The sequence below is a fragment of the Paracoccus actinidiae genome (genome assembly GCF_030863885.1).
Lineage (GTDB): Bacteria > Pseudomonadota > Alphaproteobacteria > Rhodobacterales > Rhodobacteraceae > Paracoccus > Paracoccus everestensis.
Window position 1 is genome coordinate 913,582 of sequence record NZ_CP132956.1, and the last position, 21,547, is coordinate 935,128.

Consider the following 21,547-nt stretch of genomic DNA (forward strand, 5'->3'; position numbering starts at 1 on the left):
TGACTTGGCCCGCGCCGCGCGCCACCTGTGACCGTCGCAACTTCTCGAAAGGCCTCGCCTCATGTCGATACCACAACAGGGCGGAGGCCCGATCGAAAGCCGCGACCAGCTGGCCGCCTATATCGCCAGCGGCGAAAAGCCGCGCGAGGATTGGCGCATCGGGACCGAGCATGAAAAGTTCGGCTATGACAAGGCGAACCTGTTGCCGCTGCCCTATGAGGGGGCTTGTTCGATCCATGCGATGCTGGCGGGCCTTCAGGAACGCTTTGGCTGGGCACCGGTCATGGAACAGGACAAGCTGATCGGCCTGGAACGCAACGGCGCCAACATCAGCCTGGAACCGGGCGGGCAGTTGGAACTGTCGGGCGCGCCGCTGGAAACCATCCACCAGACCTGCGACGAGGTGAACGGGCATCTGGCCGAGGTGAAGGAGATCGCCGACCGCATCGGCGCGGGCTTCATCGGCCTGGGCGCAGCCCCGATCTGGGGCCAGGACCAGATGCCGATGATGCCCAAGGGCCGCTATCGGCTGATGACCGACTACATGGATCGGGTCGGCACCCTGGGCAAGCAGATGATGTACCGGACCTGCACCGTGCAGGTGAACCTGGATTTCGGCAGCGAAGCCGACATGGTCCAGAAGATGCGCGTGGCGTTGTCGCTGCAACCTGTCGCCAATGCGCTGTTCGCCAATTCGCCCTTCCTCGACGGCAAGCCCAACGGCTGGAAAAGCTGGCGCGCCCATATCTGGCAGAACCTGGACGGGGCACGCACGGGAATGCTGCCCTTCGTGTTCCGCGATGGGTTCGGATACGACGCCTGGGTGGATTACGTCCTGAACGTGCCGATGTATTTCGTGTATCGCGACGGGAAATACATCGACGCCCTGGGCCAGTCGTTCCGCGATTTCCTGGACGGCCGCCTGCCCGCCCTGCCGGGCGAGGTGCCCACGCTGTCGGACTGGGCCGACCACATGACCACGGTTTTCCCCGAGGCGAGGGTCAAGAAATACATCGAGATGCGCGGTGCCGATGGCGGTCCGTGGCGGCGTCTTTGCGCGCTGCCTGCCCTGTGGGTCGGGCTGATCTATGACCAGGGGGCGCTTGATGCCGCCTGGGATCTGGTCAAGGGCTGGGACGACGATACACGCGAGGCCTGGCGGCGAGAAGCCGGGATCCACGCGCTTGATGCGCAGGTGAACGGCGTCAGGATGCACGACCTGGCCGGGCAGGTGGTCGAGATCGCCGAAGGGGGCCTGAAGAACCGCGCCCGCGCGGGCGCAGGCGGACTGGTTCCGGACGAGACGCATTTCCTGAACGCCATCAAGGAAAGCCTGGACAGCGGCAAGGTCATGGCCGACGAATTGCTGGACAAATACCACGGCGAATGGGGTGGCGACCTGACCCCGATCTATGGCGAATATTCGTATTGATGGTGCGCGGCGCCCGGAAGCATTGCTGCATCCCTGCGATCCGACCGCAAGGACTGGGTGAGGCGGATTCTCTCATCCTGCAGGTGGATGGGATCATCGGCGCGTCGTAATCTTCGGGTCGGGATGGACGGTGTGATCCATCTCGGCGGCGGCCATTTGTAAGCACCAGCCAACGCACCCGATCCGTCCTTCGGGTGACGCACGACAATATGACCCCGCCCTGTCTTGCGGCAACGGCGCGCGGGTGGCAGTGCCATTGGCAGGTAACCGGAAAGGGACGGGGCGATGAAGACGGATGCGATGGTGTGGGTGCAGCGGATCGTGGGCGCGGTCTTTGTCACGGGGGTCGTGGCCCTGATCGGGGCCATTGTCACCCAGGTCGGCCAGGCCGAGGGGCTGCCGCCTTTGCCGATCTTCGTGGGCATCCTGGGGGTCGTGGTGCTGATCCTGCTGGCGGGGGGGTGCTTGGCGCTGATTTCGCTGGCGATATCCGCGCGGCGCGGGGCCGATGCGCTGCGCCGCATGGCGGGATCGGGTGCGGCAGCCCCCGCCCCGGCGCGGGTTTTCAGCCAGGCGCCCCTGCGCGAGGTCGTGGCAGAGCCGCAGCCTGAACCCGTTCCCGTCCGTCCGACGCGTCCCATGGGCCGGACCCTGGTGGCCGAACGCTAGCTTTTCTTCCCGATCCGTGGTTCGGATCCGTCCAGCAGGCGGGCGATGTTCGGGCGGTGGCGGACAAAGATCAGCACCGCCATGAACAGGCTGACGGCCATCAGGTCCGTGCGGCCCAGCCCCCAGGCAAAGACCGGCGACAGCGCGGCGGCCAGCAGAGCCGACAGGCTGCTGATCCGGCTGACGACCGCCGTCAGCAGCCACACCCCGCAAGCGATCAACCCCAGCGGCCAATGCAGGGCGATCAGCGTGCCCAGGAATGTCGCGACACCCTTGCCGCCCTTGAAGCCCAGCCAGATGGGAAAGCAATGGCCCAGAAAGGCCGCGCCACCCGCCAGCATCGCCGCCGTATCGCCGCCGAAATGACGCGCGATCAGCACGGCGATGGCGCCCTTGCCCGAATCCAGCAACAGCGTTGCCAGGGCGGCAGGCTTGTTGCCGGTGCGCAGCACGTTGGTCGCGCCGATATTGCCCGACCCGATCTTGCGCAGGTCGCCCAGTCCCAGGGCGCGCGCGATGACCATTCCGAAGGGAATTGAACCCAGCAGATAGCCGAAGGCGGTCCACAGGATCAGGGTCATGCCTTGTCTCCGAACACGCGGCGGCCTGCGACCCAGGTGCCGATCACCCGGCCCTCCATCCGCGCGCCATCGAAAGGAGTGTTCTTCGATTTGGACAGCAGGGTAAACCGGTCCAGCACGAAGGGCGCGTCGGGATCGAACAGCACCAGGTCGGCAGGCGCGCCCACCGCCAGCCGCCCGCCCGGCAGGCCCAGCCGTTTCGCCGGGTTCAGCGACATCGCCCGCCACAGTTGCGGCAAGGACAACCCGCCCTGGTGATAAAGCCGCATCGCCGCAGGCAGCAGCGTCTGCAGGCCCACGGCGCCGGGGGCTGCGGCCTCGAAGGGCAGGCGCTTGGATTCCTCGTCCTGGGGGGTGTGAAAGCTGGCGATTACGTCGATCACGCCCTCGGCCACCGCCTCGACCATGGCCAGACGGTCGTCCTCGGACCGCAGGGGCGGGGTGAAGCGGAAGAAGGTGCGGTAATCGCCCACATCGTATTCGTTCAGCGTCAGATGGTGGATGGAAATTCCCGCCGTCACGTCCAGCCCCGCATCCCGCGCCCGGCGCAGGGCAGGCAGCGACCTGGCGGTGGTGATCTGGTCCGCGTGCCAGCGGCAGCCGGTCATGGCGACCAGGGCGAGGTCGCGGTCCAACCCGATGACCTCGGCCATGGGGGACACGGCGGGGATGCCATAGATCGAGGCGAACTTGCCGCTGGTGGCTGCCGCCCCCCGCGAAAGCCCTGCGTCCTGCGGGTGACCCACGATCAGCGCGCCCAGGCCGCGCGCATAGGTCATGCAGCGCGACAGCAGCCGCGTGTCCGCGACCTGCCGCACGCCGTCGGTGAATGCCACGGCGCCCGCATCGGTCAGGAACCCGATCTCGACCATTTCGCGCCCTTCGCGGGCCTTGGTCAGGCTTGCCATGTGGCGGATGTTCACGGGCGCGTCGGCGGCGCGCCGGGTCACGAATTCCAGCGATTCTGGCGTGTCGATGGGCGGCAGGGTGTCAGGGCGCGCGACGATGGTGGTCACGCCCCCGGCGGCGGCGGCCAGGCCTGCGCTGCGGAAGGATTCCTTGTGCCGCTCGCCCGGCTCTCCGATCTTGACGCCCCAGTCGATGATGCCGGGTGCAAGCGCACGGCCGTTGCAGTCGATGACGGTCGCGCCTTCGGGGGCGTCCGCGTCGATGTCTTGGATCATGCCGTCGCGGACCAGCAGGCTGCCCGTGGCATCCGTTTGCGCCTCGGGGTCGATCAGGCGGGCGTTCTGGAAGCAAAGCGTGGTCACAAGGCGGTCTCCGTCCTGTCGGTCTGGCGCGATTGAATGTCCCGGATCATGGCGGCGATCCCGTCAGCGCCCGCGATGCCAATGAAGCCCGCCTCGCGCTGCGGCCTGGGCGGGCGGTTGCCCTGCCACGGCGGTTCCACGATGACCGAGCCGGGATCCTCGGGGTGAACCGTCAGGTCCAGATCGGGCGTGATGTCCCATTCCCGAAGCGCCTGTCCGTCATGCGCCAGCATCCGCCGGTCGGTCAGCGCGTAACGGCTGCGGCGCAGCCGGGCGATCTGGAACCGGCGGGGCAGGATCTTGCAGGTCAGCCCGACCGCCAGGGCCACGATGCCGATGCCGCCAAAGCCTGCGACGAAATCCGGCTGCGACCGGCCCAGGAAGGCGATCAGCAGGAACAGCAGGCTGCCCAGCGACAGGATCGTGCCCAGCAGGGACCAGAACCGCACCGGCAGGTCGGGACGCCCCGCGCCGATGGCACGGCCTTGCCACAAAAGCCGTTCGCCGGGATGCAGCAGGGCGGTCCAGTCCACTTCCCCGAAGGCCTGCGGCATCACGCCATCACCCCTGCAGCCGCCCGCCCGCGTTCGGCGCGCAAATTCCGTGCCAGAAGGTCAAGCGCCGCCATGCGGACCGCCACGCCCATCTCCACCTGGTCCTGGATGACGCTGCGATTGATGTCGTCGGCGATGGTGCCGTCGATTTCCACGCCACGGTTCATGGGACCGGGATGCATGACGATGGCATCGGGTGCGGCGCAGGCCAGCTTTTCGGCATCCAGCCCGAAGCGGTGGAAATATTCACGTTCCGACGGGATGAAGCCGCCGTCCATGCGTTCCTTTTGCAGACGCAGCATCATCACCACATCGGCGCCGCGCAGCCCCTCGCGCATATCCTCGAACAGCTCGACCCCCATCTCTCCCGCGCCCGCGGGCATCAGGGTGGCGGGGCCGATCAGGCGCAAACGGTTTTCCATCTTGCCCAGCAGCAGCAGGTTCGACCGGGCCACGCGGCTGTTGGCGATGTCGCCGCAGATGGCGATGGTCAGGCGGTGCAGCCGCCCCTTGGCCCGGCGGATGGTCAGAGCGTCCAGCAGCGCCTGCGTCGGGTGTTCGTGCCGTCCGTCGCCTGCGTTGATGACGGCGCAGTTCACCTTTTCGGCCAGCAGGTTGACCGCGCCCGACTGGGGGTGGCGCACCACAAGCAGGTCGGGCTGCATGGCGTTCAGCGTCAGGGCGGTGTCGATCAAGGTTTCGCCCTTTTTCACCGACGAATGCGCCACGGCCATGTTCATAACGTCGGCCCCCAGCCGCTTGCCCGCCAGTTCGAAACTGGCTTGGGTGCGGGTCGAGTTCTCGAAGAACATGTTGATCTGGGTCATCCCCGCCAGCGCGTCGGCGTGTTTCACCGTGCGGCGGTTCAGGGCGACGTAATCCTCGGCCAGATCCAGAAGGGTGACGATCTCGGGCGGGGACAGGTGGTCGATGCCAAGCAGGTGACGGGCGCGGAAGGTCATGGGCGGCCTTTTGATCGGGGTCGCGTTTCTATCGCAGATGGCCCGCCATGCGGCAAGCGGCAGGGTCAGCCCGGCTGCTGCCTGCGGCGGGGCAGGTCGGCCATGATGCGGCGGCGGGCATCATCGGACAATCTGGACCAGGCGGCGATTTCGTCCAGGCTGCGCAGGCAGCCGGTGCAAATGCCGGATGCCGGCTCGATCACGCAGACCTTGATGCAGGGGGATTCGATCATCGGACCAGATACCGCAGCCGGTCAAGTGCGCCTTGCAGGATGTATCCCGCCGCCACCTGGTCGATCACCTCGGCCCGGCGCTTGCGCGAGGTGTCTGCCTCCAGCAGCGCGCGTTCGGCAGCGACGGTGGACAGACGCTCGTCCCAGAAGCCGATGGGCATCTCGGTCAGGTTCGACAGGTTGCGGGCAAAGGCCCGGGTCGATTGCGCGCGCGGGCCTTCGCTGCCGTCCATGTTGCGCGGCAGGCCCAGGATCAGGCCCACCAGCCTGCGATCCTTGGCGATGGCCAGCAGTTCGGCAGCATCCAGCGTGAATTTCTGCCGCCGGATCACCGTCAGGGGGGACGCCACCTGGCGCAACCCGTCGCTGACGGCGACGCCGATGGTCTTGGTGCCCAGATCCAGCCCGGCGATGGCGCCCACGGGGGGCAGGGCGCCTGCAAAATCGGCGATCTCCAGATGGATCATTGGACAAGCCCCGCCTGGACGGCCCCCTGGCGGACGATCTCCAGGGCCTCGGGCTGGCTGGCAAAGCGCGTCTGCGCCTCGGTCCAGATGGCGCGCGCCTGGTCGGTATTGCCGATTACCACAAGCGAGGAAATCAGCCGCGCCCATTCATCAGGCGTGCCGCCCTGCTGGGCCAGCCGCGCCTCCAGTTGCGACACCATGCCCGCGACCATCTGCTGGCGCTCTTCTGGTGTCATGTCCCCGGCTGCTGCCACCGCATCGGCATCGGGGCCGGGCATGGGAGAGGGGGGGACATAATCGGGCTGGCCCGCCAGCCAGGCCAGATCGGCGATGGCGGTGCGGATCGGCGCGATCCAGGGGGCGTCCTCTGGGCCTTCCTCCAATAGTTGGCGCCACAGCGGGAAGGCCCGGTCGGGACGGTCGTTCTGCAATTGCAGCATCCCCAGCAGATATCGCGCCTGCGGATGGGCAGGATCCCTGCCCAGGGCGCGGGCCAGGACTTTCTCGGCCTCGGGCGTGATCAGGCCGCCTGCGGCTTCGATCATCAGGGCCGACAGGCGGACCAGTTCGTCAGCGGTTGCCCCCTCGCCGCGCAGATCGACCAGCCGTTGTTGCGCCTGGCGCGCGGCAGGCAGGTTGCCCAGCCGGATCTCGTTCGTGGCAAGCAGGGCCAGGCCTTGCGGATCATCGGGGTTCCGGGCCACTGCTTCGCGCAACTGCTCGATCAGGGCCGCGAAATCTTCGGGCACCTCCACCGGCGCGGGGGCCGGGGCCCTTGCCTCGGCCTCGGACTGGCTGGGGCGGTTTTCATAGACCTGCTGGGACTGGGCGATGCGCTGCGCCACCGGCAGGTCGCCCCGGCCCGGCTGGCCTTCGCGCAGATACAACCCCACCGCGCCCGCAAACAGCACCGCCAGCACGCCAAGGACCACAAGCCCGCGCCCGCCCGCACCGCCCGCCGTCACTTGGGACAAGCGCCGGTCGGCATCCAGAACCTTGCGCCCGATCTCGGTTCGCAGGCGGACGGCATCGTCCGGCGCGATCACGCCGCGTTCCAGGTCACGCTCGACCTCTTGCAACTGGTCGCGGTACACGCGCAGGTCAAAGGCCGCCGCAGGCTGGGCGGCATCGCCCCGGGCACGCAGCAGGGGCGCCATGATGGCCAGGCCCACGGCCCCTGTCAGCGCGGCGCAGATGATCCAGAACATGTCAGCCCCTTTGTTCGAACCCACCTTTTAGGGTGCTTTGGCCCGTTCGGAAAGCGTCAGCCTGTCGCATTCGGCCTGGACCCCCGCAACTGCGGGGTGTGACACATTGACCACGAACCCGCGCATCGGGAATTGCGCGGGAACCGGAAGGGCTTGGCCCTCATTGTCCGGGTGTGGAATGTTGAACCGAGAGGGAAAAGAATGGCCGAACCCAACAGCAATCGCATGTATATCATTATCGGCGCCATCGTCGTTGTGGTGGCGCTGTTGTTCTTCTTCATGTCGGGCGACGACACGGCGACGGACGCGACCGCGACCAGCGACACGACCACAGGCACCGCCACCACGACGGTACCCGCCGGCACGACCACCACGACGCCCGCCGACACCGCCGTCGACGATGCGGTCGAGGTCGAGCCTGCCGCGCCGGGCACGACCACGGCCCCGGCCAACTGAGCCGCGAAGGCCCGCCAAGGCTTTTGCCTTGGCCTAAATATCCGCGGGGGTCCGGGGGCAGCCAGCCCCCGGCCTTCGCCGTTCCGGGGTCCGCCCGCATGGTCAGGAACCCGGCCATTCCCCTTGCGTTGATCAGATGAATGCGGGACTGTGCGCCGGACCCAAAGGTTCAATCCCTTACGAAAGGACAGAAAAATGGCTTTCACGCTTCCTGATCTTCCCTATGCGCATGACGCACTGGCCGAAGGCGGCATGTCCAGGGAAACGCTGGAATACCACCACGACAAGCACCACAAGGCCTATGTGGACAAGCTGAACGAGCTGGTCTCGGGCACCGAATGGGACGGCAAGTCGCTGGAGGACATCGTCAAGGGCACCTATCAAAAGGACGCGGTGGCGCAGAACGGCATCTTCAACAATGCCAGCCAGCACTGGAACCACGCGCAGTTCTGGGAAATGATGACGCCCAAGCCCGGCGCCATGCCGTCCGAGCTGGAAAAGGCGATCACCGAATCCTTCGGCTCGATCGATGATTTCAAGAAGAAATTCACCGAAGGCGGCGTGGGCCAGTTCGGGTCGGGCTGGGTCTGGCTGGTCAAGTCCGCCGGCGGCGGGCTGGAAGTGACCAAGACCGAGAACGGAGTGAACTCCCTCTGCCACGGTCAGACGGCGCTGCTGGGCTGCGATGTGTGGGAACACAGCTATTACATCGACTTCCGCAACGCGCGGCCGAAATACCTGGAAAACTTCCTGTCGAACCTGGTGAACTGGGAAAACGTCGCTTCGCGGATGTAACCCCCTGCACCGTCTTGCAAAGGCCCGGCCGCTGTGCCGGGCCTTTTGCCTTCTGCAAGGCCCCATTGGCTTTTCGGCCCGTGCCGGTATAAGACAACGCGCAAGACACTGCGGAATGCGGGACATGGCCAACCAGAACGACAATTTCATCGACGAGGTCTTTGACGACCTGCGCCGCGAACGCCTGTTTCGGCTGTTCCGCCGCTGGGGCTGGGTGGCCGGCCTAGTGATCCTGGGCATCGTCGCGGGCGTCGTCTGGCGTGAATACAGCCAGGCACGGGACCAGGCGCGGGCGCGGGCCTGGGGCGATGCCGTTCTGGCGGCGGAAAGCTCGGGCGATCCGGCAGCGATCATGGGGGTCGATCCGCAGGGCGCCGAATCCCGCCGCATTCTGGGCGCGATGATCGCGGCCTCGGAATGGTCCGACAAGGGCGACGACGCTGCCGCAACCGATGCGCTGCGCAATGTGGCAGGCGATGCCGCGGCGGGAACAGTCCTGCATGACCTTGCCGAACTGAAGCTGGTGATGCTGCAAGGCGACGCGATGGACCTCGCGCAACGCGACGAGATCCTGTCGCGCTTGTCCCAAGCCGGGGCGCCGTTCGAACTGCTGGCCCTGGAACAAAAGGCCATCGCCTTGGTCGGCGCGGGCCGGCCCGATGACGCGGTGAACCTGATCCGCCAGATCCAGCAAAAGGACGGCACGACCGAGGCCTTGCGCCTGCGCCTGTCCGAGATGATGATCGCCCTGGGATTTGAACCGGAACCGTCCGACAATATGCCCGCGGGCTGATCGCCAATGACAGATACGAGGGAGAGGCGAGGAATGACCGCCACGCTGCGACTGACCCTGGCCCTGGCGGCCACGCTGGGCCTGGGGGCTTGCGGCGAACGGGACACCATCCTGCCAGGCCAAAGGCTGGATCCGCTGGCCGTGACCTCGCCCGATGGTCCCGCGATCGACGGCCCGGCGCCCGTCACCTCGACCGCGCTGTTGCTGGCGGCACCTGTTGCCAATGCTGAATGGACGCATCGGGCGGGCAATGCCGCGCATCAGCCGGGGCATCTGGCCGTGGGCGCGGGGACCAGCCGCATCTGGACCGCGAATATCGGCGACGGCAGCGGCAAGCGCCATCGCATCAGCGCCGACCCCGTCGTGGGGGGCGGGCTGGTCTTCACGCTGGACAGTCGCACGCGCGTGACCGCGACGACCACCGGCGGCGCCACCGCCTGGACCAGCGACATCGCCCCGGCCCTGGAAACCCGCGACAGCGTGTCGGGCGGCGGCCTCGCCTATGAGGGCGGGCGTGTTTATGCAACCAGCGGCTTTGGCGAACTGGTCGCGCTTGATGCGGCCTCGGGCCGCGTGCTGTGGCGCCAGCGGGTCGATGCGCCGATCGGCGGCGGTCCGGCGGTGCAGAACGGCACAGTCTATGTCCTGGGGCGCAACGACATCGGCTGGGCGGTCCGCGCGGCCGATGGCAAGGTGCTGTGGCAGACTTCGGGCACGCCCTCGACCGCAGGGGTGATGGGTGTGTCTGTCCCGGCGATCCAGGGCAATACGGTGGTCTTCCCCTTTGCATCCGGCCAGCTTCTGGCAGCCGATCGCGAAACCGGCGCAACGCTGTGGACCGCTCAGATCGGCGGGATACGGATCGGGCGCGCCATTGCCAACATCCGCGACGTGACCGGCGATCCGGTGATTTCGGGCAACGTGGTCTATGGCGGCACCTCGTCGGGCCGCATCAACGCCGTCGAACTGGACAGCGGGATCGAGGCCTGGTCCGCGCGCGACGGGGCCAACAGCCCGGTCGTCGTGGCGGGCGGGTCGGTCTTTGCCGTCAACGACCAGGCCGAACTGATCCGGCTGGACGCCGCGACCGGCGGCGTGATCTGGCGCGTCCCCATGCCCTATTACACAACCGAACGCATCCGCAGGCAGGACCGGATCCATGCCCATTTCGGCCCCGTGCTGGCCGGGGGACGGTTGTTCGTCGTGTCCTCGGACGGGGTGATGCGGGTCTTCGATCCAAATTCCGGCGCCCTGACCGGCCAGGCGCAAATCCCCGGCGGTGCCGCCGCCGCCCCTGCCGTTGCGGGCCAGACGATCTATGTCGTCTCGCGCAGCGGCCAATTGCACGCATTCAGATGACATTCACCCTCGCGATCGTCGGTCGGCCCAATGTCGGCAAATCGACCCTGTTCAACCGCCTTGTCGGCAAGCGCCTGGCCCTGGTCGATGACCAGCCCGGCGTCACCCGCGACCTGCGCGAAGGCGCCGCCCGGCTGGGCGACCTGCGATTTGTCGTGATCGACAGCGCCGGCCTGGAAATGGCCGAGGACGACAGCCTGCAAGGCCGGATGCGCCGCCTGACCGAGCGTGCCGTGGACGAGGCCGATGTCTGCCTGTTCGTGATCGACGCGCGCATTGGCGTGACGGCAGCGGACGAATATTTCGCCGATATCCTTCGCAAGCGTGCGAAACACGTGATCGTCGCCGCCAACAAGGCCGAAGGCCGGGCAGGCGAATCCGGCGCGATGGAGGCCTGGGGCCTTGGCCTGGGAGAGCCGCTGCGCATTTCCGCCGAACATGGCGAGGGGATGGACGACCTGTATCGCGTCCTGATGCCGTTGTCCGACCAGATCGAGGCTGAACGGCCGACCCCGGTCGCCGCCGAAACCGACGTGGATCTGTCCGAGGCCGATGCCGAAAGCGGCGAAGGGGCCGAGGATTGGCGCCCGTCTGCCGCGCGTCCGTTGCAACTGGCGGTGATCGGTCGGCCCAATGCGGGCAAGTCCACGCTGATCAACAAGATCATCGGCGAGGACCGGCTGCTGACCGGACCCGAGGCCGGGATCACCCGCGATTCGATCAGCGTTGCGACCGAGTTCATGGGCACGCCCATGCGCATCTTCGACACCGCCGGGATGCGCAAGCGCGCCAAGGTCACGGACAAGGTCGAAAAGCTGTCGGTGGCCGATGGGTTGCGCGCCGTCCGCTTTGCGGAAGTCGTCGTGGTGCTTCTGGACGTGGCGATCCCCTTTGAACAGCAGGATCTGCGCATCGCCGACTTTGCGGAAACCGAGGGTCGGGCAGTCGTGGTGGCCGCGAACAAGTGGGATCTGGAAGACGACAAGCCGCAGAAACTGAATGAGCTGCGCGCGAACTTCGAAAAGCTGCTGCCGCAGTTGAAGGGCGCACCATTGGTCACCGTGTCCGCGCGCACCGGCAAGGGGCTGGACCGGCTGCACGCCGCGATCCTCAAGGCACACGAGGTCTGGAACCGCCGCATTTCGACCGCGCGCCTGAACCAGTGGCTGGGGGCCATGACCGAAAGCCACCCGCCCCCCGCGCCCGGCGGGCGCCGGATCCGGTTGCGCTATATGACGCAGGTGAAGACCCGACCCCCGGCCTTCGTGGTCAAGGCGACCCATACCGACAAGCTGCCAGACAGCTATCAGCGGTATCTGGTCAACGGCCTGCGCCAGGATTTCGATATGCCCGGCACCCCGATCCGGCTGTTCTTCCGCGACCAGGGGGGGGACAATCCCTTCAAGGAAAAGGCCAACAAGATCAGCCAGTCTGGCGCCTTGTCCAAGCACAAAAACCGGCAAAAGCCCAAGGGGGCCTAGGTCGCCGCGCGCACCAGCACGACTCCCATGCCCGATATGCCGATGATCGCGGCCAGGGCGACACCGGGGCTGCTGCCCATGGTCGAAATGGCGACCGCGCAAAAGGCCCAGATGATCGCCAGCGAAAAGCCCAGCGACCGTTCCAGCCGTTCCTGGGCGATCATGCCGATCACCGCGCCGGGCAGGATTGCCAGGATGGCAGTCTGTGGCGTGGTCAGGGACATGGGTACGCCGATCAGGGTGGCGACGGTCGCGGTGCCAAGCGCCACGCTCCACCCCGCGAGAAAGGCGGGGGCGGGTCGGCGCTGGCCCCGCGCGCGGATCGCTCCCGACAGGGCCGCCGTCAGCATCAAAAGCGCGCCCAGCGTCGCCAGGGGTTTGTGCAGGCCCGCCAGCCAGGGCCAGGCCGCCCCGCCCATTAGGGCCAGGCTCAGCGGGTGCCAGGCTGGGTGGGGCCCATGGTCGAACGGATCCAGGTATTGCCCGACCCCGTCCAGCAGCAGCAAGCCCCACAGCACGATCAGCAAGGCCCACATGAGCAGGTTCTGCGGCTGCACGTAAAGCTGCGGCAGGGTGGCCATCGGAACGGCGATGCCGTTCCCGAACAGGTCATAGCTTGGCCCCTGGAACAGGTCGGGCGTGACGATCTGCACGGCAGGCCGGCCCAGTGTCGCCAGCGACAGCCCGCTGGCGACAAAGATCGTCACCGATCCAAGATAAAAGATGTCCGCCGTTCGCGCCATGACTGCCAACGCCTCGGTCGGCGGCCCAGTTTCGGTAAACTTGCCGGATCGCGGATTGTTTTCACGTCAGCTCAGCTTGCCGTCCGCCCCCAGCATCGTCGCCCCACCCAGATAGGGGTGCAGCGCGGCGGGAAGAATCACCGACCCATCCGCCTGCTGGCCATTTTCCAAGACGGCGATCAGTGCACGGCCCACGGCCAGGCCCGACCCGTTCAGCGTATGGACGAATTCCGGCTTGCCGGTCTGGTCCGACCGGTAACGGGCGTTCATCCGCCGCGCCTGGAAGTCGCCGCAATAGCTGACGCTGCTGATTTCGCGATACTTGTCCTGGCCGGGCAACCACACCTCGATGTCATGGGTGATGCGCGCGCCAAAACCCATGTCACCGGTGCACAGGACAATGGTGCGATAAGGCAGTTCCAGACCTTCGAGCACCGCCTCGGCGCAACGGGTCATGCGGTCGTGTTCGGCCACGCCCGTGTCGCCATCGGTGATCGACACCATCTCGACCTTTTCGAACTGGTGCTGGCGCAGCATTCCGGTGGTGTCGCGGCCCGCGCTGCCTGCCTCGGACCGGAAGCACTGGGAATGCGCGACCATGCGGCGGGGCAGAGTGGCGTGTTCCACAAGATCGCCATGCACAGTGTTGGTCAGAGTCACCTCGGAGGTGGGGATCAGCCAATAACCCTCGCGCGTCAGATAGCTGTCCTCGCCGAACTTCGGCAACTGGCCGGTGCCGACCATCATGTTTTCCAGGACCAGCACCGGGGTCCAGGTTTCTTGCAGGTCATGCTGGGTGACGTGCAGATCCAGCATGAACTGGGCAAGCGCCCGGTGGATGCGCGCCACGCCGCCCTTCAGCACCACGAAGCGGCTTCCCGACAGTTTCGCGGCTGTCTCGAAATCCATGCCGGGCCGCACGCCCGCGATCTCGAAATGCTCGACAGGGGTGAAATCGAAGGCACGCGGGCTGCCCCAGCGGCGCAGTTCCACATTGTCCGCCTCGTCCGCGCCGTCGGGCACACTGTCCAGGGGCAAATTGGGAATCTCCATCAGCAGGTCGCGCAACCGGCCATCCAGCAGGGATACCTCGGCCTGCATCCGGGTGATGTCGGCCTTTTTCTCGGCCACAAGCCCGCGCAGACGCTCGAACTCGGCATCCTCGCCCCGCGCCTTGGCGGCACCCACGTCCTTGCTGGCGCGGTTCTGGTCGGCCTGGGCCGTTTCCGCCGCAACGATCCGTGCGCGGCGATCGGCGTCCAGCGACAGGATGCGGTCCGACAGGGGGGCAAGCCCGCGCCGCGACAAGGCCGCGTCAAAGGCTGCGGGGTTTTCCCGGATGGCACGGATGTCATGCATGATCGTCACCGTCGCTGAAAGAATGCTGGCCGTTGCCTAGCCGATGCGCGGCACCTGGGAAAGCCCGCTCATCGCGCCTGCTCCAGCAGGGCTGACAGGGCCGGATAGAATTGCGGGGCGGCCATGTGGCCTTCCAGCCTGCCGACCTCGGATCCCCCGTCCAGCAGGATAAAGGTGGGCGTGACAAAGGGGCCCCGGGCCAGGGCCAGGCCGTCGGGGTAGGGGCCATGGATATCCACCCGCATCAGGGGCGCGGCGCGGCCCGCATTCGTCGCGGCGTATCCCGGCCCGATGTTGCGGTCCCAGGCTTCGCAATAAACGCAGCCCTCTTTCTCGACCATCAGAAGGCGCAGTGGACCCGCGGCAGCGGGCAGGGCGAACAGCACAAGGGCAAGGGCGGCAAGGATGCGAGTCATGGCAGATATTATCACGGTGCGGCGAAGGCTTGGCAATCGTTCCCCGCCCCCCTATCCCTTTGATCCATGGACAAGCTTCTGGAACCCCTGGTCACAGGCGACCGGCGCGCCCTGTCGCGGGCGATCACGCTAATCGAATCGACACGCCCCGACCATCGCGCCCGCGCGGTCGCCCTGCTGGCCGACCTGCCCGACCGCCAGTCCTTGCGCATCGGGCTGTCGGGCACGCCCGGCGTCGGCAAGTCCACCTTTATCGAGGCGTTCGGGACCATGCTGACCGAACAGGGCTTGCGCGTGGCGGTGCTGGCGGTCGATCCGTCCTCGACCCGGTCCGGCGGGTCCATCCTGGGCGACAAGACCCGGATGGAGACGCTGGCCCGCAACCCCATGGCCTTCATCCGCCCCACGCCTTCCAACGCGCAGCTTGGCGGCGTGGCACGGCGCACGCGCGAGGCGATCCGCCTGTGCGAGGCGGCGGGCTATGACGTGGTCCTGATCGAAACCGTGGGGGTGGGCCAGTCCGAGACCCTTGTGGCCGAGATGTGCGACCTGTTCGTGCTGCTGCTGGCCCCGGCGGGGGGCGACGAATTGCAGGGCGTCAAGCGCGGCATCATGGAAATGGCCGACCTGATCCTGGTCAACAAGGCCGATGGCGAATTGCTGGGTACCGCGCGCCGCACGGTGGCCGATTACGCAGGCGCGTTGCGGCTGTTGCGCAGGCGTCCCCAGGATCCGCAGGGCTTTCCCAAGGCGCTGCCGGTATCGGCCGCGACGGGCGACGGGCTGGCGGGCGCCTGGGACCAGATGCAGGCCTTGGCCGGGTGGCGGCGGGACCAGGGCCATTTCGCATCCAATCGGGCGGAACAGGCGCGGCAATGGTTCGTGGCCGATGTGCGCGCAGGCTTGTTGGCGCGGCTGGAAACGGCTGCCGCGCGCGACCGGCTGGCCTGCCTGGGCGATGCGGTGGCGGGCGGCAGCAAAGCCCCGACCGAGGCGGCGCACGCCATGCTGGACTGGCTGGCGCGGCAGGAATAAACGCCCGATTTTGCGGCCCATGGCGGCGGCGAATCGGTTAGTGTCGGGCATGGACAGGGGGAAACGTCATGCTGGATTTGCCCGATACCGACACGCTTTATGCCGCCCTGCTGGCGCGCGATCCGGCCTGGGAAGGCCGCGCCCTGGTGGGCGTGACGACCACCGGCATCTTTTGCCGCCTGACTTGCCCGGCCCGAAAGCCCTTGCCGCAGAATTGCCGCTGGTTCGCCACGCCCGATGCGGCGCAGGCGGCGGGATTCCGGCCCTGCCGCCGCTGTTATCCGCTTGGCCCCACGGCCGAGGGCGATGCCCTGGTGGGCGACCTGATCGCGCGCCTGGAAGCCAGGCCCGGCCATCGCTGGTCCGAATCCGACCTGCTGGCGCTTGGGCACGACCCCTCGACCGTGCGCCGTGCGTTCAAGCGTCATTTCGGGCAAAGCTTCCTGGACATGGCCCGCGCCGCCCGGCTGAAGGGGGGAATGGGCCGCCTGGCGAAAGGATCGGCGATGATCGACGCACAGTTAGAGGCCGGGTTTGATTCGGCGTCGGGCTTTCGCGGGGCTTTTGCACGGCTGTTCGGCCATGCCCCACACCAGATGCGGCAAGGGTCGGACCTGCTGGCCGACTGGATCGACACCCCCCTGGGCGGCATGATCGCCATCTGTGACGACCAGGCACTGCACTTGCTGGAATTCATCGATCGCAAGGCCCTGCCCGATGGGCTGCGGCGCCTGTCCACCCATGTGGGCGGCCGCGTGGGCCTGGGCCGGACCGCCACCCATGACCTGACCGAGGCGCAGTTGTCCGCTTATTTTGCGGGCCGGGCACCACGCCTGGATGTTCCCGTCACCCTGCACGGCACGCCGTTCCAGCAGCAGGTCTGGCGCGCCTTGCAGGATATCCCCGCAGGCCAGACGCGCAGCTATGCCCAGCTTGCCCATGCCATTGGCCGTCCCACGGCCACCCGCGCCGTCGCCCGCGCCAATGCCACGAACCGCATCGCCCTGGTCGTGCCCTGCCACCGGGTGATCGGCGCGGACGGCACGCTGACCGGATATGCGGGCGGGCTGTGGCGCAAGGAAAAGCTGATCGGGATCGAGCGTCGCTATGCCTGATTCGGGTTGACGGCCTACGCAGGTTCCATTAGGGACGCGCAAACGGAATTCAGGGCGCTGCCTCGCGGCGCCTTTTCACTTTGGGACGGAACCCCTGCCGGGACCGCCCGCATAGCAAAGACGAAGGATCAACACCATGTCGCGCGTCTGCGAACTGACCGGCAAAGGCCCGATGAGCGGTAACAACGTCAGCCACGCCAACAACAAGACCCGCCGCCGGTTCCTGCCGAACCTGAACGAGGTCACGTTGACGTCGGAAAAGATGAACCGCGGCTATTCGCTGCGCATCTCGGCGGCTGCCCTGCGTTCGGTCGATCACCGTGGCGGCCTGGACGCCTTTCTGGCAAAGGCCAAGGATACCGAACTGTCGGACCGCGCCCTGAAGATCAAGCGCGAGATCGCCAAGGTCGAAGCACAGGCCTGATTGGCGCCCTGATTGCGGCAATATGCCCCGTCGTTCCTGCGGCGGGGTTTTTGCGTATCGATTGCCTTTACCCCGCGCATCAGGGATGGTCGCGCCATGAAACGCCCGGTCCATCTTGCGCTGATTCTGTGCCTTGTCCTGACCGGCATCGGCCTGGGCGCGGCGCGCGGGACCGTAGTGCGCGCCGAACAGGTCGTGCTGTGCACGGGTCATGGCGTGGTGCTCGTCGATCACCCCGACGGGACGCGGCAAACGCAGGTCTGCCCCGACATGGCGCTGTCGCTGTTGTCCGCCCTGCCGGGGGGAACGCTGGATCTGGCGCTGTCCCCCGGTCCTGCCAGGCTGAATCGGCCCGGTCTTGTTCTACATGCGCAGGGGCGTCCATCGCCGCGTCCCGCGGCGCGCGGTCCTCCGTCACCAGGGATTTCCGAACCATTCCCTGTTTGACACAAAGGACGAAATCATGATCCGCATCATTCTTGCCGCAACCGCGGCCCTTATCCCTGTTGCCGCGTTCGCACATGACGGGCTGGCCATCCGCGACGCCTATGCCCGCAGCGCCAATGCGCAGACGGGCGCAGTTTTCCTGGTGGTCGAAAACCACCGCAAGGTGGAATGCCGCCTGACCGGCGTTTCATCAAGCGCCGCCGAGATGGTCGAACTGCACACCCATGCCGAGGCCGACGGCGTGATGAAGATGCAGAAGATCGAGGGCGGCATCGTTATTCCCGCAGGCGGCGAACACGCGCTGGCGCGCGGCGGCGACCATGTGATGCTGATGGGGCTGACCTCGCCCTTGGCCCAGGGCGACAGCATTGCCCTGACGCTCGATTTCGGCGATTGCGGCACCCAGCAGGTCGAGGCTGCGGTGGACAACGACCGCGCCGCTGAGGCCGAGGCAACTGCCGCCCACAAGGGCCACTAGCCCAGCATCTGCTGAACCTTCGGTCCAAGCGCCGCGGCCATCAGCCTGATGCCCGCGGCGTTCGGATGGACGCCGTCGGCCAGCAGATAGCTGCGGTGATCCGCCTTGGGCAGGGCTGCGATGGGCGCGTAAAGGCTGGGCAGCAGCACCGCACCGTGACGTTCCGCCAGGCGCGGCCAGATCGCCCGCCACGCTTGCCGCCAGGCCTGCTCGCCCGGGATAGGGTTCAAGCCGACCAGCAACAGCGGGCGCCCGCCCTGACCGGCCTGGGCCAGGATCGCGTCCAGGTTCGCCTCGGCCCGCGCGGCGGACCAGCCCAGCAGCATGTCGTTGCCACCCAGTTCAACGATGACCGCATCGGGGCGGTGGCGGCCCAGCGACAGCCCGATCCGCACGCGCCCGCCATAGGTGGTGTCGCCCGACAGCGCCGCCGGGACCATCTGTGCCGGGGGGCCGTGGCGATCCAGCCATGCCTGCAACTGCGGCACCATTCCCGCGCCCCGCGCCACGCCATAGCCCGCAAACAGGCTGTCCCCAAAGGCCAGCACGCGCGGGCGCGGCGGGGCGGCGCCTGCCAGGGCCATGGCGCCCGTCCCGGCCAGCAGCCCGCGGCGCCCGATCATCGCACACCCCGCAGCCGCAAGGCGTTGCCTACCACGCAGACCGACGACAGCGCCATGGCCCCAGCCCCCAGCATGGGGGACAACTGCGGCCCGCCGAACGGCACCAGCACCCCCATGGCGATCGGAATCAGTGCGGTGTTATAGGCAAAGGCCCAGAACAGGTTCTGGCGGATGTTGCGCATCACTGCGCGCGACAGGCGGATGGCGCGCGGCACGCCCCCCAGGTCGCCCGACATCAGCACCAGATCGGCCGATTCGATGGCAATGCTGGTGCCGGTGCCGATGGCGATACCGGTTTCGGCGGCGGCAAGGGCGGGTGCGTCATTGATGCCGTCGCCCACGAAGACCGATCCCGCGCCCATGTCGCGGATCGCGGTCAGCTTGTCTCCGGGCATCAGGCCCGCCTGCACATGGTCGATGCCAAGCTGCACGGCCACAGCCTGGGCCGTGGCAGGAACGTCGCCCGACAGCATGGCGGTTTTCAGGCCCATGCGGTGCAAAGTGGCGATGGTGTCCGGCGCCTCGTCGCGGATCCGGTCGGCCAGGGCAAAGCTGGCAACATGGCGGTCATCGACAGCCAGATGAACCGGGGTGGCGCCTTGGCGGGCCATGTCTTCGGCGGCATTGCGCAGGCCGGGGGCCGCGTCGATGCCGTTTTCGGCCAGCGCGGAAAGATTGCCGATCAGCAGGCGGTGCCCCTGGACCAGGCCCGTAAGACCGCGCCCCGCCGTGGCCCGGACCTCGGCCGCGGGCGGCAGATCCAGACCGCGCGCCACCGCGCCCGCGACGATGGCCGCGCCCAGGGGGTGTTCCGACCGCGCCTCGGCACCCGCGGCAAGGCGCAGGGCGTCGTCTTCGGAAATGCCGTCCACATGGACCGCAACCAGTTCGGGATGCCCGCACGTCAGGGTGCCGGTCTTGTCAAAGCCGATCAGTCGGGCGTTCGACAGGCGCTGCAAGGCCTCGCCCCGGCGGAACAGCACGCCCAGTTGCGCGCCCCTGCCGGTGCCGACCATGATCGAGACCGGAACCGCCAAGCCCATCGCGCAGGGGCAGGCGATGATCAGCACGGCCACGCCTGCCACGACCGCGTGGGCCAGGTCGGGACCGAAGACCAGCCACAACAGGACCGTCAGGGCGGCCAGCCCGATCACCACGGGCACGAAGACGCGGGTGATCCGGTCCACCAGGGCCTGCACCGGCAGGCGGGCGTTCTGCGCCCCTTCCACCATGGCGACGATGCGGGACAGGGTGGTGTCCGATCCAGTGGCCGTGACGCGATAGGTCAGCGCGGCGCTGCCGTTCACCGTGCCGCCTGTGACGGGATCGCCGGGGGATTTCTCGGCAGGCACGGGTTCCCCGGTCAGCATGGCTTCGTCGATATGGCCCCGTCCTTCGGTCACGATGCCATCGACGGCCACGCGTTCGCCCGGTGCCAGCAGGACCAGATCGCCCGGCCACAGATCGGCGACAGCCATGGGAACGGGCTTCCCGTCGCGCAGGACAGTGGCGCGGTCGGGCGCCAGTTCGATCAGGGCGCGGATCGCGGCGCCTGCCTGGCCCTTGGCCCGCGCCTCGAGCCAGCGGCCCATGAGGATCAGGGTGACGATCACCGCCGCAGCCTCGAAATAGACATGGCGGGATGCGGGCGGGATCAAGCCGGGGGCCAGCACCACGACCGCCGAATACAGGAACGCCGCCCCGGACCCGAGCGCCACAAGGCTGTTCATTTCAGGGCCGCCGCGCAGCAGGGCCGGGATGCCTGTCGCAAAGAACCGTCGGCCCGGCCCGGCAAGCACGGCGGCGGTCAGGATCATCTGCATCCAGTTCAGCGGCGCGGTGCCGACAAGGCCATGCAGCCAGTGGTGAAAGCCGGGGATCAGATGGCCGCCCATTTCGGCCACAAAAACCGGCAGGGTCAGGGCGAGGGCGGCCAAGAAGGCGCGCTGCAGCGTCGCGGCCTCGCTTTCCGTCCGGACGGGCGTGGCTTCTTTCGGGATGGCTGCCGGATAGCCCAGCCTGGTCACGGCCTGGGCCAGGTCGGCGGCCGACAGGGTGGGTTCGTGGCGGATGCTGGCGGTGCCGGCCAGCAGGTTGACCTGCGCATCCGCCACGCCGGGACGGGCGGACAGCGCGCGCGAGACGCGGCCCGAACAGGCGGCGCAGCTCATCCCCTGGATGGACAGGCGAGTGGTGATCAGGTCGGACGGGTTGCCCGGAACGGGCAGGTCAGCGGATTGAACGGTCATGACGGTTTCCTGAGATCGTGCGAAGGGTGCAGGACGGGATCAGGAAACGGGGCGGCGCCTGCGGGCGCCTGGGGGCCTGTCGCGGGAATTGCGCGGCGATCAGCGCGCGCGGGTCGGTGCGCGGTGCGTGCCGGGGCCGGGCATTGGTCACGCGCGCCTCCTGGTGACAGCGGCAGGCGCGGTCGCCTTGGCCCCGGCACAGATGCGCGGGCCGCCGCAGGGGACGGCGCTTGGCATGGCAGCAGGGGGGCGTGACGGGAACCATAGTTCGCAGATGTGTCTGCGGCAGCCCTGGGTCAAGGCCTATTTCCAGCCTTTGATACGTCGTCGTGAGTTGCCAGATGGACCTTACCCTTGCTATGCGCGTTGCCAGAGCAGAAGAACACGAGATTGACAG

The 21,547-nt window shown here is 67.6% G+C and carries 25 protein-coding genes; 12 read left to right on the forward strand and 13 right to left on the reverse strand.

The window, feature by feature from the left end; translation table 11 throughout:
• Nucleotides 1-61 precede the first annotated feature (61 nt).
• The gene (locus tag Q5701_RS04625; protein WP_306753999.1) at nucleotides 62-1,432 is read left to right on the forward strand and encodes a glutamate--cysteine ligase; all 1,371 of its coding nucleotides are present in this window, start codon (nucleotides 62-64) and stop codon (nucleotides 1,430-1,432) included.
• A gap of 285 nt (nucleotides 1,433-1,717) precedes the next feature.
• A complete protein-coding gene (locus tag Q5701_RS04630) occupies nucleotides 1,718-2,101 on the forward strand; it encodes a hypothetical protein (RefSeq protein WP_306754000.1) in 384 nt (127 codons plus the stop codon).
• On the opposite strand, the gene plsY is transcribed toward Q5701_RS04630, so the two are convergent.
• The 7 genes from plsY to ccmI form a co-directional block, all read right to left on the reverse strand.
• Nucleotides 2,098-2,682 (reverse strand): glycerol-3-phosphate 1-O-acyltransferase PlsY, encoded by a 585-nt coding sequence (gene plsY / locus Q5701_RS04635; protein WP_306754001.1) that lies wholly within the window; start codon nucleotides 2,680-2,682, stop codon nucleotides 2,098-2,100. The two genes, Q5701_RS04630 and plsY, sit on opposite strands and share 4 nt — an antisense overlap.
• Nucleotides 2,679-3,953 (reverse strand): dihydroorotase, encoded by a 1,275-nt coding sequence (gene pyrC / locus Q5701_RS04640; RefSeq protein WP_306754003.1) that lies wholly within the window; start codon nucleotides 3,951-3,953, stop codon nucleotides 2,679-2,681. Before pyrC ends, plsY begins: the two co-directional genes overlap by 4 nt.
• A complete protein-coding gene (locus Q5701_RS04645) occupies nucleotides 3,950-4,510 on the reverse strand; it encodes a hypothetical protein (protein ID WP_306754004.1) in 561 nt (186 codons plus the stop codon). The genes pyrC and Q5701_RS04645 overlap by 4 nt, the downstream gene beginning before the upstream one ends.
• A complete protein-coding gene (locus Q5701_RS04650) occupies nucleotides 4,507-5,469 on the reverse strand; it encodes an aspartate carbamoyltransferase catalytic subunit (RefSeq protein WP_306754006.1) in 963 nt (320 codons plus the stop codon). The genes Q5701_RS04645 and Q5701_RS04650 overlap by 4 nt, the downstream gene beginning before the upstream one ends.
• A 65-nt stretch (nucleotides 5,470-5,534) precedes the next feature.
• Nucleotides 5,535-5,702 carry a DUF1289 domain-containing protein gene (locus tag Q5701_RS04655; protein ID WP_306754008.1) on the reverse strand — a complete coding sequence of 56 codons (168 nt, stop codon included), beginning with the start codon at nucleotides 5,700-5,702 and terminating at the stop codon, nucleotides 5,535-5,537.
• Nucleotides 5,699-6,169, reverse strand: a complete 471-nt coding sequence (ruvX, locus tag Q5701_RS04660; protein ID WP_306754010.1) for a Holliday junction resolvase RuvX — start codon at nucleotides 6,167-6,169, stop codon at nucleotides 5,699-5,701. The genes Q5701_RS04655 and ruvX overlap by 4 nt, the downstream gene beginning before the upstream one ends.
• The gene (gene ccmI / locus Q5701_RS04665) at nucleotides 6,166-7,377 is read right to left on the reverse strand and encodes a c-type cytochrome biogenesis protein CcmI (RefSeq protein ID WP_306754011.1); all 1,212 of its coding nucleotides are present in this window, start codon (nucleotides 7,375-7,377) and stop codon (nucleotides 6,166-6,168) included. The genes ruvX and ccmI overlap by 4 nt, the downstream gene beginning before the upstream one ends.
• Nucleotides 7,378-7,578: 201 nt before the next feature.
• On the opposite strand from ccmI, the gene Q5701_RS04670 reads away from it, so the two are divergent.
• The 5 genes from Q5701_RS04670 to der all read left to right on the forward strand — a co-directional run bounded on the left by Q5701_RS04670 (nucleotide 7,579) and on the right by der (nucleotide 12,261).
• Nucleotides 7,579-7,833 carry a hypothetical protein gene (locus Q5701_RS04670; RefSeq protein WP_306754013.1) on the forward strand — a complete coding sequence of 85 codons (255 nt, stop codon included), beginning with the start codon at nucleotides 7,579-7,581 and terminating at the stop codon, nucleotides 7,831-7,833.
• A gap of 195 nt (nucleotides 7,834-8,028) precedes the next feature.
• A complete protein-coding gene (locus tag Q5701_RS04675) occupies nucleotides 8,029-8,628 on the forward strand; it encodes a superoxide dismutase (protein WP_306754015.1) in 600 nt (199 codons plus the stop codon).
• 124 nt (nucleotides 8,629-8,752) lie between these two features.
• Nucleotides 8,753-9,421, forward strand: a complete 669-nt coding sequence (locus Q5701_RS04680; RefSeq protein WP_306754017.1) for a tetratricopeptide repeat protein — start codon at nucleotides 8,753-8,755, stop codon at nucleotides 9,419-9,421.
• A gap of 33 nt (nucleotides 9,422-9,454) precedes the next feature.
• A complete protein-coding gene (locus Q5701_RS04685) occupies nucleotides 9,455-10,780 on the forward strand; it encodes a PQQ-like beta-propeller repeat protein (protein WP_306754019.1) in 1,326 nt (441 codons plus the stop codon).
• The gene (gene der, locus Q5701_RS04690; protein ID WP_234853926.1) at nucleotides 10,777-12,261 is read left to right on the forward strand and encodes a ribosome biogenesis GTPase Der; all 1,485 of its coding nucleotides are present in this window, start codon (nucleotides 10,777-10,779) and stop codon (nucleotides 12,259-12,261) included. Before Q5701_RS04685 ends, der begins: the two co-directional genes overlap by 4 nt.
• On the opposite strand, the gene Q5701_RS04695 is transcribed toward der, so the two are convergent.
• The 3 genes from Q5701_RS04695 to Q5701_RS04705 form a co-directional block, all read right to left on the reverse strand.
• Nucleotides 12,258-13,004 (reverse strand): hypothetical protein, encoded by a 747-nt coding sequence (locus tag Q5701_RS04695; RefSeq protein WP_306754021.1) that lies wholly within the window; start codon nucleotides 13,002-13,004, stop codon nucleotides 12,258-12,260. The genes der and Q5701_RS04695 overlap by 4 nt on opposite strands.
• A 66-nt stretch (nucleotides 13,005-13,070) precedes the next feature.
• Nucleotides 13,071-14,363 carry a serine--tRNA ligase gene (gene serS / locus Q5701_RS04700; protein ID WP_306754022.1) on the reverse strand — a complete coding sequence of 431 codons (1,293 nt, stop codon included), beginning with the start codon at nucleotides 14,361-14,363 and terminating at the stop codon, nucleotides 13,071-13,073.
• Between the two features lie 68 nt (nucleotides 14,364-14,431).
• On the reverse strand, nucleotides 14,432-14,779 hold the full coding sequence (locus tag Q5701_RS04705; protein ID WP_306754023.1) for a thioredoxin domain-containing protein: 348 nt from the start codon (nucleotides 14,777-14,779) through the stop codon (nucleotides 14,432-14,434).
• A gap of 66 nt (nucleotides 14,780-14,845) precedes the next feature.
• On the opposite strand from Q5701_RS04705, the gene meaB reads away from it, so the two are divergent.
• From meaB to Q5701_RS04730, 5 genes are all read left to right on the forward strand, one after another.
• Complete coding sequence (meaB, locus tag Q5701_RS04710; RefSeq protein WP_306754025.1) at nucleotides 14,846-15,814, forward strand: methylmalonyl Co-A mutase-associated GTPase MeaB; 969 nt, start codon at nucleotides 14,846-14,848, stop codon at nucleotides 15,812-15,814.
• A 68-nt stretch (nucleotides 15,815-15,882) separates the two neighbouring features.
• On the forward strand, nucleotides 15,883-16,929 hold the full coding sequence (locus Q5701_RS04715; RefSeq protein WP_306754026.1) for a bifunctional transcriptional activator/DNA repair enzyme AdaA: 1,047 nt from the start codon (nucleotides 15,883-15,885) through the stop codon (nucleotides 16,927-16,929).
• Nucleotides 16,930-17,065: 136 nt separating this feature from the next.
• Nucleotides 17,066-17,353 carry a 50S ribosomal protein L28 gene (gene rpmB, locus Q5701_RS04720; protein ID WP_234853920.1) on the forward strand — a complete coding sequence of 96 codons (288 nt, stop codon included), beginning with the start codon at nucleotides 17,066-17,068 and terminating at the stop codon, nucleotides 17,351-17,353.
• Nucleotides 17,354-17,449: 96 nt separating this feature from the next.
• Complete coding sequence (locus Q5701_RS04725) at nucleotides 17,450-17,800, forward strand: hypothetical protein (RefSeq protein ID WP_306754028.1); 351 nt, start codon at nucleotides 17,450-17,452, stop codon at nucleotides 17,798-17,800.
• Nucleotides 17,801-17,816: 16 nt separating this feature from the next.
• Nucleotides 17,817-18,278 carry a copper chaperone PCu(A)C gene (locus Q5701_RS04730; protein ID WP_306754030.1) on the forward strand — a complete coding sequence of 154 codons (462 nt, stop codon included), beginning with the start codon at nucleotides 17,817-17,819 and terminating at the stop codon, nucleotides 18,276-18,278.
• Here Q5701_RS04730 and Q5701_RS04735 read toward each other — a convergent pair.
• From Q5701_RS04735 to Q5701_RS04745, 3 genes are read right to left on the reverse strand one after another with little or no spacing between them, the layout of a single operon-like run.
• On the reverse strand, nucleotides 18,275-18,901 hold the full coding sequence (locus Q5701_RS04735; protein WP_306754031.1) for an arylesterase: 627 nt from the start codon (nucleotides 18,899-18,901) through the stop codon (nucleotides 18,275-18,277). The genes Q5701_RS04730 and Q5701_RS04735 overlap by 4 nt on opposite strands.
• Complete coding sequence (locus Q5701_RS04740; protein ID WP_306754033.1) at nucleotides 18,898-21,150, reverse strand: heavy metal translocating P-type ATPase; 2,253 nt, start codon at nucleotides 21,148-21,150, stop codon at nucleotides 18,898-18,900. The genes Q5701_RS04735 and Q5701_RS04740 overlap by 4 nt, the downstream gene beginning before the upstream one ends.
• A complete protein-coding gene (locus Q5701_RS04745) occupies nucleotides 21,131-21,415 on the reverse strand; it encodes a hypothetical protein (RefSeq protein ID WP_306754034.1) in 285 nt (94 codons plus the stop codon). The genes Q5701_RS04740 and Q5701_RS04745 overlap by 20 nt, the downstream gene beginning before the upstream one ends.
• Between the last annotated feature and the right edge of the window lie 132 nt (nucleotides 21,416-21,547).

Bases quoted from the DNA above. Each gene is read 5' to 3' on its own strand.
- Q5701_RS04715 (WP_306754026.1), top strand. From the start codon at position 15,883: ATGCTGGATTTGCCCGATACCGACACGCTTTATGCCGCCCTGCTGGCG.
- meaB (WP_306754025.1), top strand. From the start codon at position 14,846: ATGGACAAGCTTCTGGAACCCCTGGTCACAGGCGACCGGCGCGCCCTG.
- Q5701_RS04670 (WP_306754013.1), top strand. From the start codon at position 7,579: ATGGCCGAACCCAACAGCAATCGCATGTATATCATTATCGGCGCCATC.
- Q5701_RS04655 (WP_306754008.1), bottom strand. From the start codon at position 5,702: ATGATCGAATCCCCCTGCATCAAGGTCTGCGTGATCGAGCCGGCATCC.
- ruvX (WP_306754010.1), bottom strand. From the start codon at position 6,169: ATGATCCATCTGGAGATCGCCGATTTTGCAGGCGCCCTGCCCCCCGTG.
- Q5701_RS04630 (WP_306754000.1), top strand. From the start codon at position 1,718: ATGAAGACGGATGCGATGGTGTGGGTGCAGCGGATCGTGGGCGCGGTC.
- Q5701_RS04730 (WP_306754030.1), top strand. From the start codon at position 17,817: ATGATCCGCATCATTCTTGCCGCAACCGCGGCCCTTATCCCTGTTGCC.
- Q5701_RS04740 (WP_306754033.1), bottom strand. From the start codon at position 21,150: ATGACCGTTCAATCCGCTGACCTGCCCGTTCCGGGCAACCCGTCCGAC.
- der (WP_234853926.1), top strand. From the start codon at position 10,777: ATGACATTCACCCTCGCGATCGTCGGTCGGCCCAATGTCGGCAAATCG.
- Q5701_RS04625 (WP_306753999.1), top strand. From the start codon at position 62: ATGTCGATACCACAACAGGGCGGAGGCCCGATCGAAAGCCGCGACCAG.
- Q5701_RS04675 (WP_306754015.1), top strand. From the start codon at position 8,029: ATGGCTTTCACGCTTCCTGATCTTCCCTATGCGCATGACGCACTGGCC.
- ccmI (WP_306754011.1), bottom strand. From the start codon at position 7,377: ATGTTCTGGATCATCTGCGCCGCGCTGACAGGGGCCGTGGGCCTGGCC.
- Q5701_RS04735 (WP_306754031.1), bottom strand. From the start codon at position 18,901: ATGATCGGGCGCCGCGGGCTGCTGGCCGGGACGGGCGCCATGGCCCTG.
- rpmB (WP_234853920.1), top strand. From the start codon at position 17,066: ATGTCGCGCGTCTGCGAACTGACCGGCAAAGGCCCGATGAGCGGTAAC.
- Q5701_RS04705 (WP_306754023.1), bottom strand. From the start codon at position 14,779: ATGACTCGCATCCTTGCCGCCCTTGCCCTTGTGCTGTTCGCCCTGCCC.
- Q5701_RS04685 (WP_306754019.1), top strand. From the start codon at position 9,455: ATGACCGCCACGCTGCGACTGACCCTGGCCCTGGCGGCCACGCTGGGC.
- serS (WP_306754022.1), bottom strand. From the start codon at position 14,363: ATGCATGACATCCGTGCCATCCGGGAAAACCCCGCAGCCTTTGACGCG.
- Q5701_RS04695 (WP_306754021.1), bottom strand. From the start codon at position 13,004: ATGGCGCGAACGGCGGACATCTTTTATCTTGGATCGGTGACGATCTTT.
- Q5701_RS04650 (WP_306754006.1), bottom strand. From the start codon at position 5,469: ATGACCTTCCGCGCCCGTCACCTGCTTGGCATCGACCACCTGTCCCCG.
- Q5701_RS04725 (WP_306754028.1), top strand. From the start codon at position 17,450: ATGAAACGCCCGGTCCATCTTGCGCTGATTCTGTGCCTTGTCCTGACC.
- Q5701_RS04745 (WP_306754034.1), bottom strand. From the start codon at position 21,415: ATGGTTCCCGTCACGCCCCCCTGCTGCCATGCCAAGCGCCGTCCCCTG.
- Q5701_RS04680 (WP_306754017.1), top strand. From the start codon at position 8,753: ATGGCCAACCAGAACGACAATTTCATCGACGAGGTCTTTGACGACCTG.
- plsY (WP_306754001.1), bottom strand. From the start codon at position 2,682: ATGACCCTGATCCTGTGGACCGCCTTCGGCTATCTGCTGGGTTCAATT.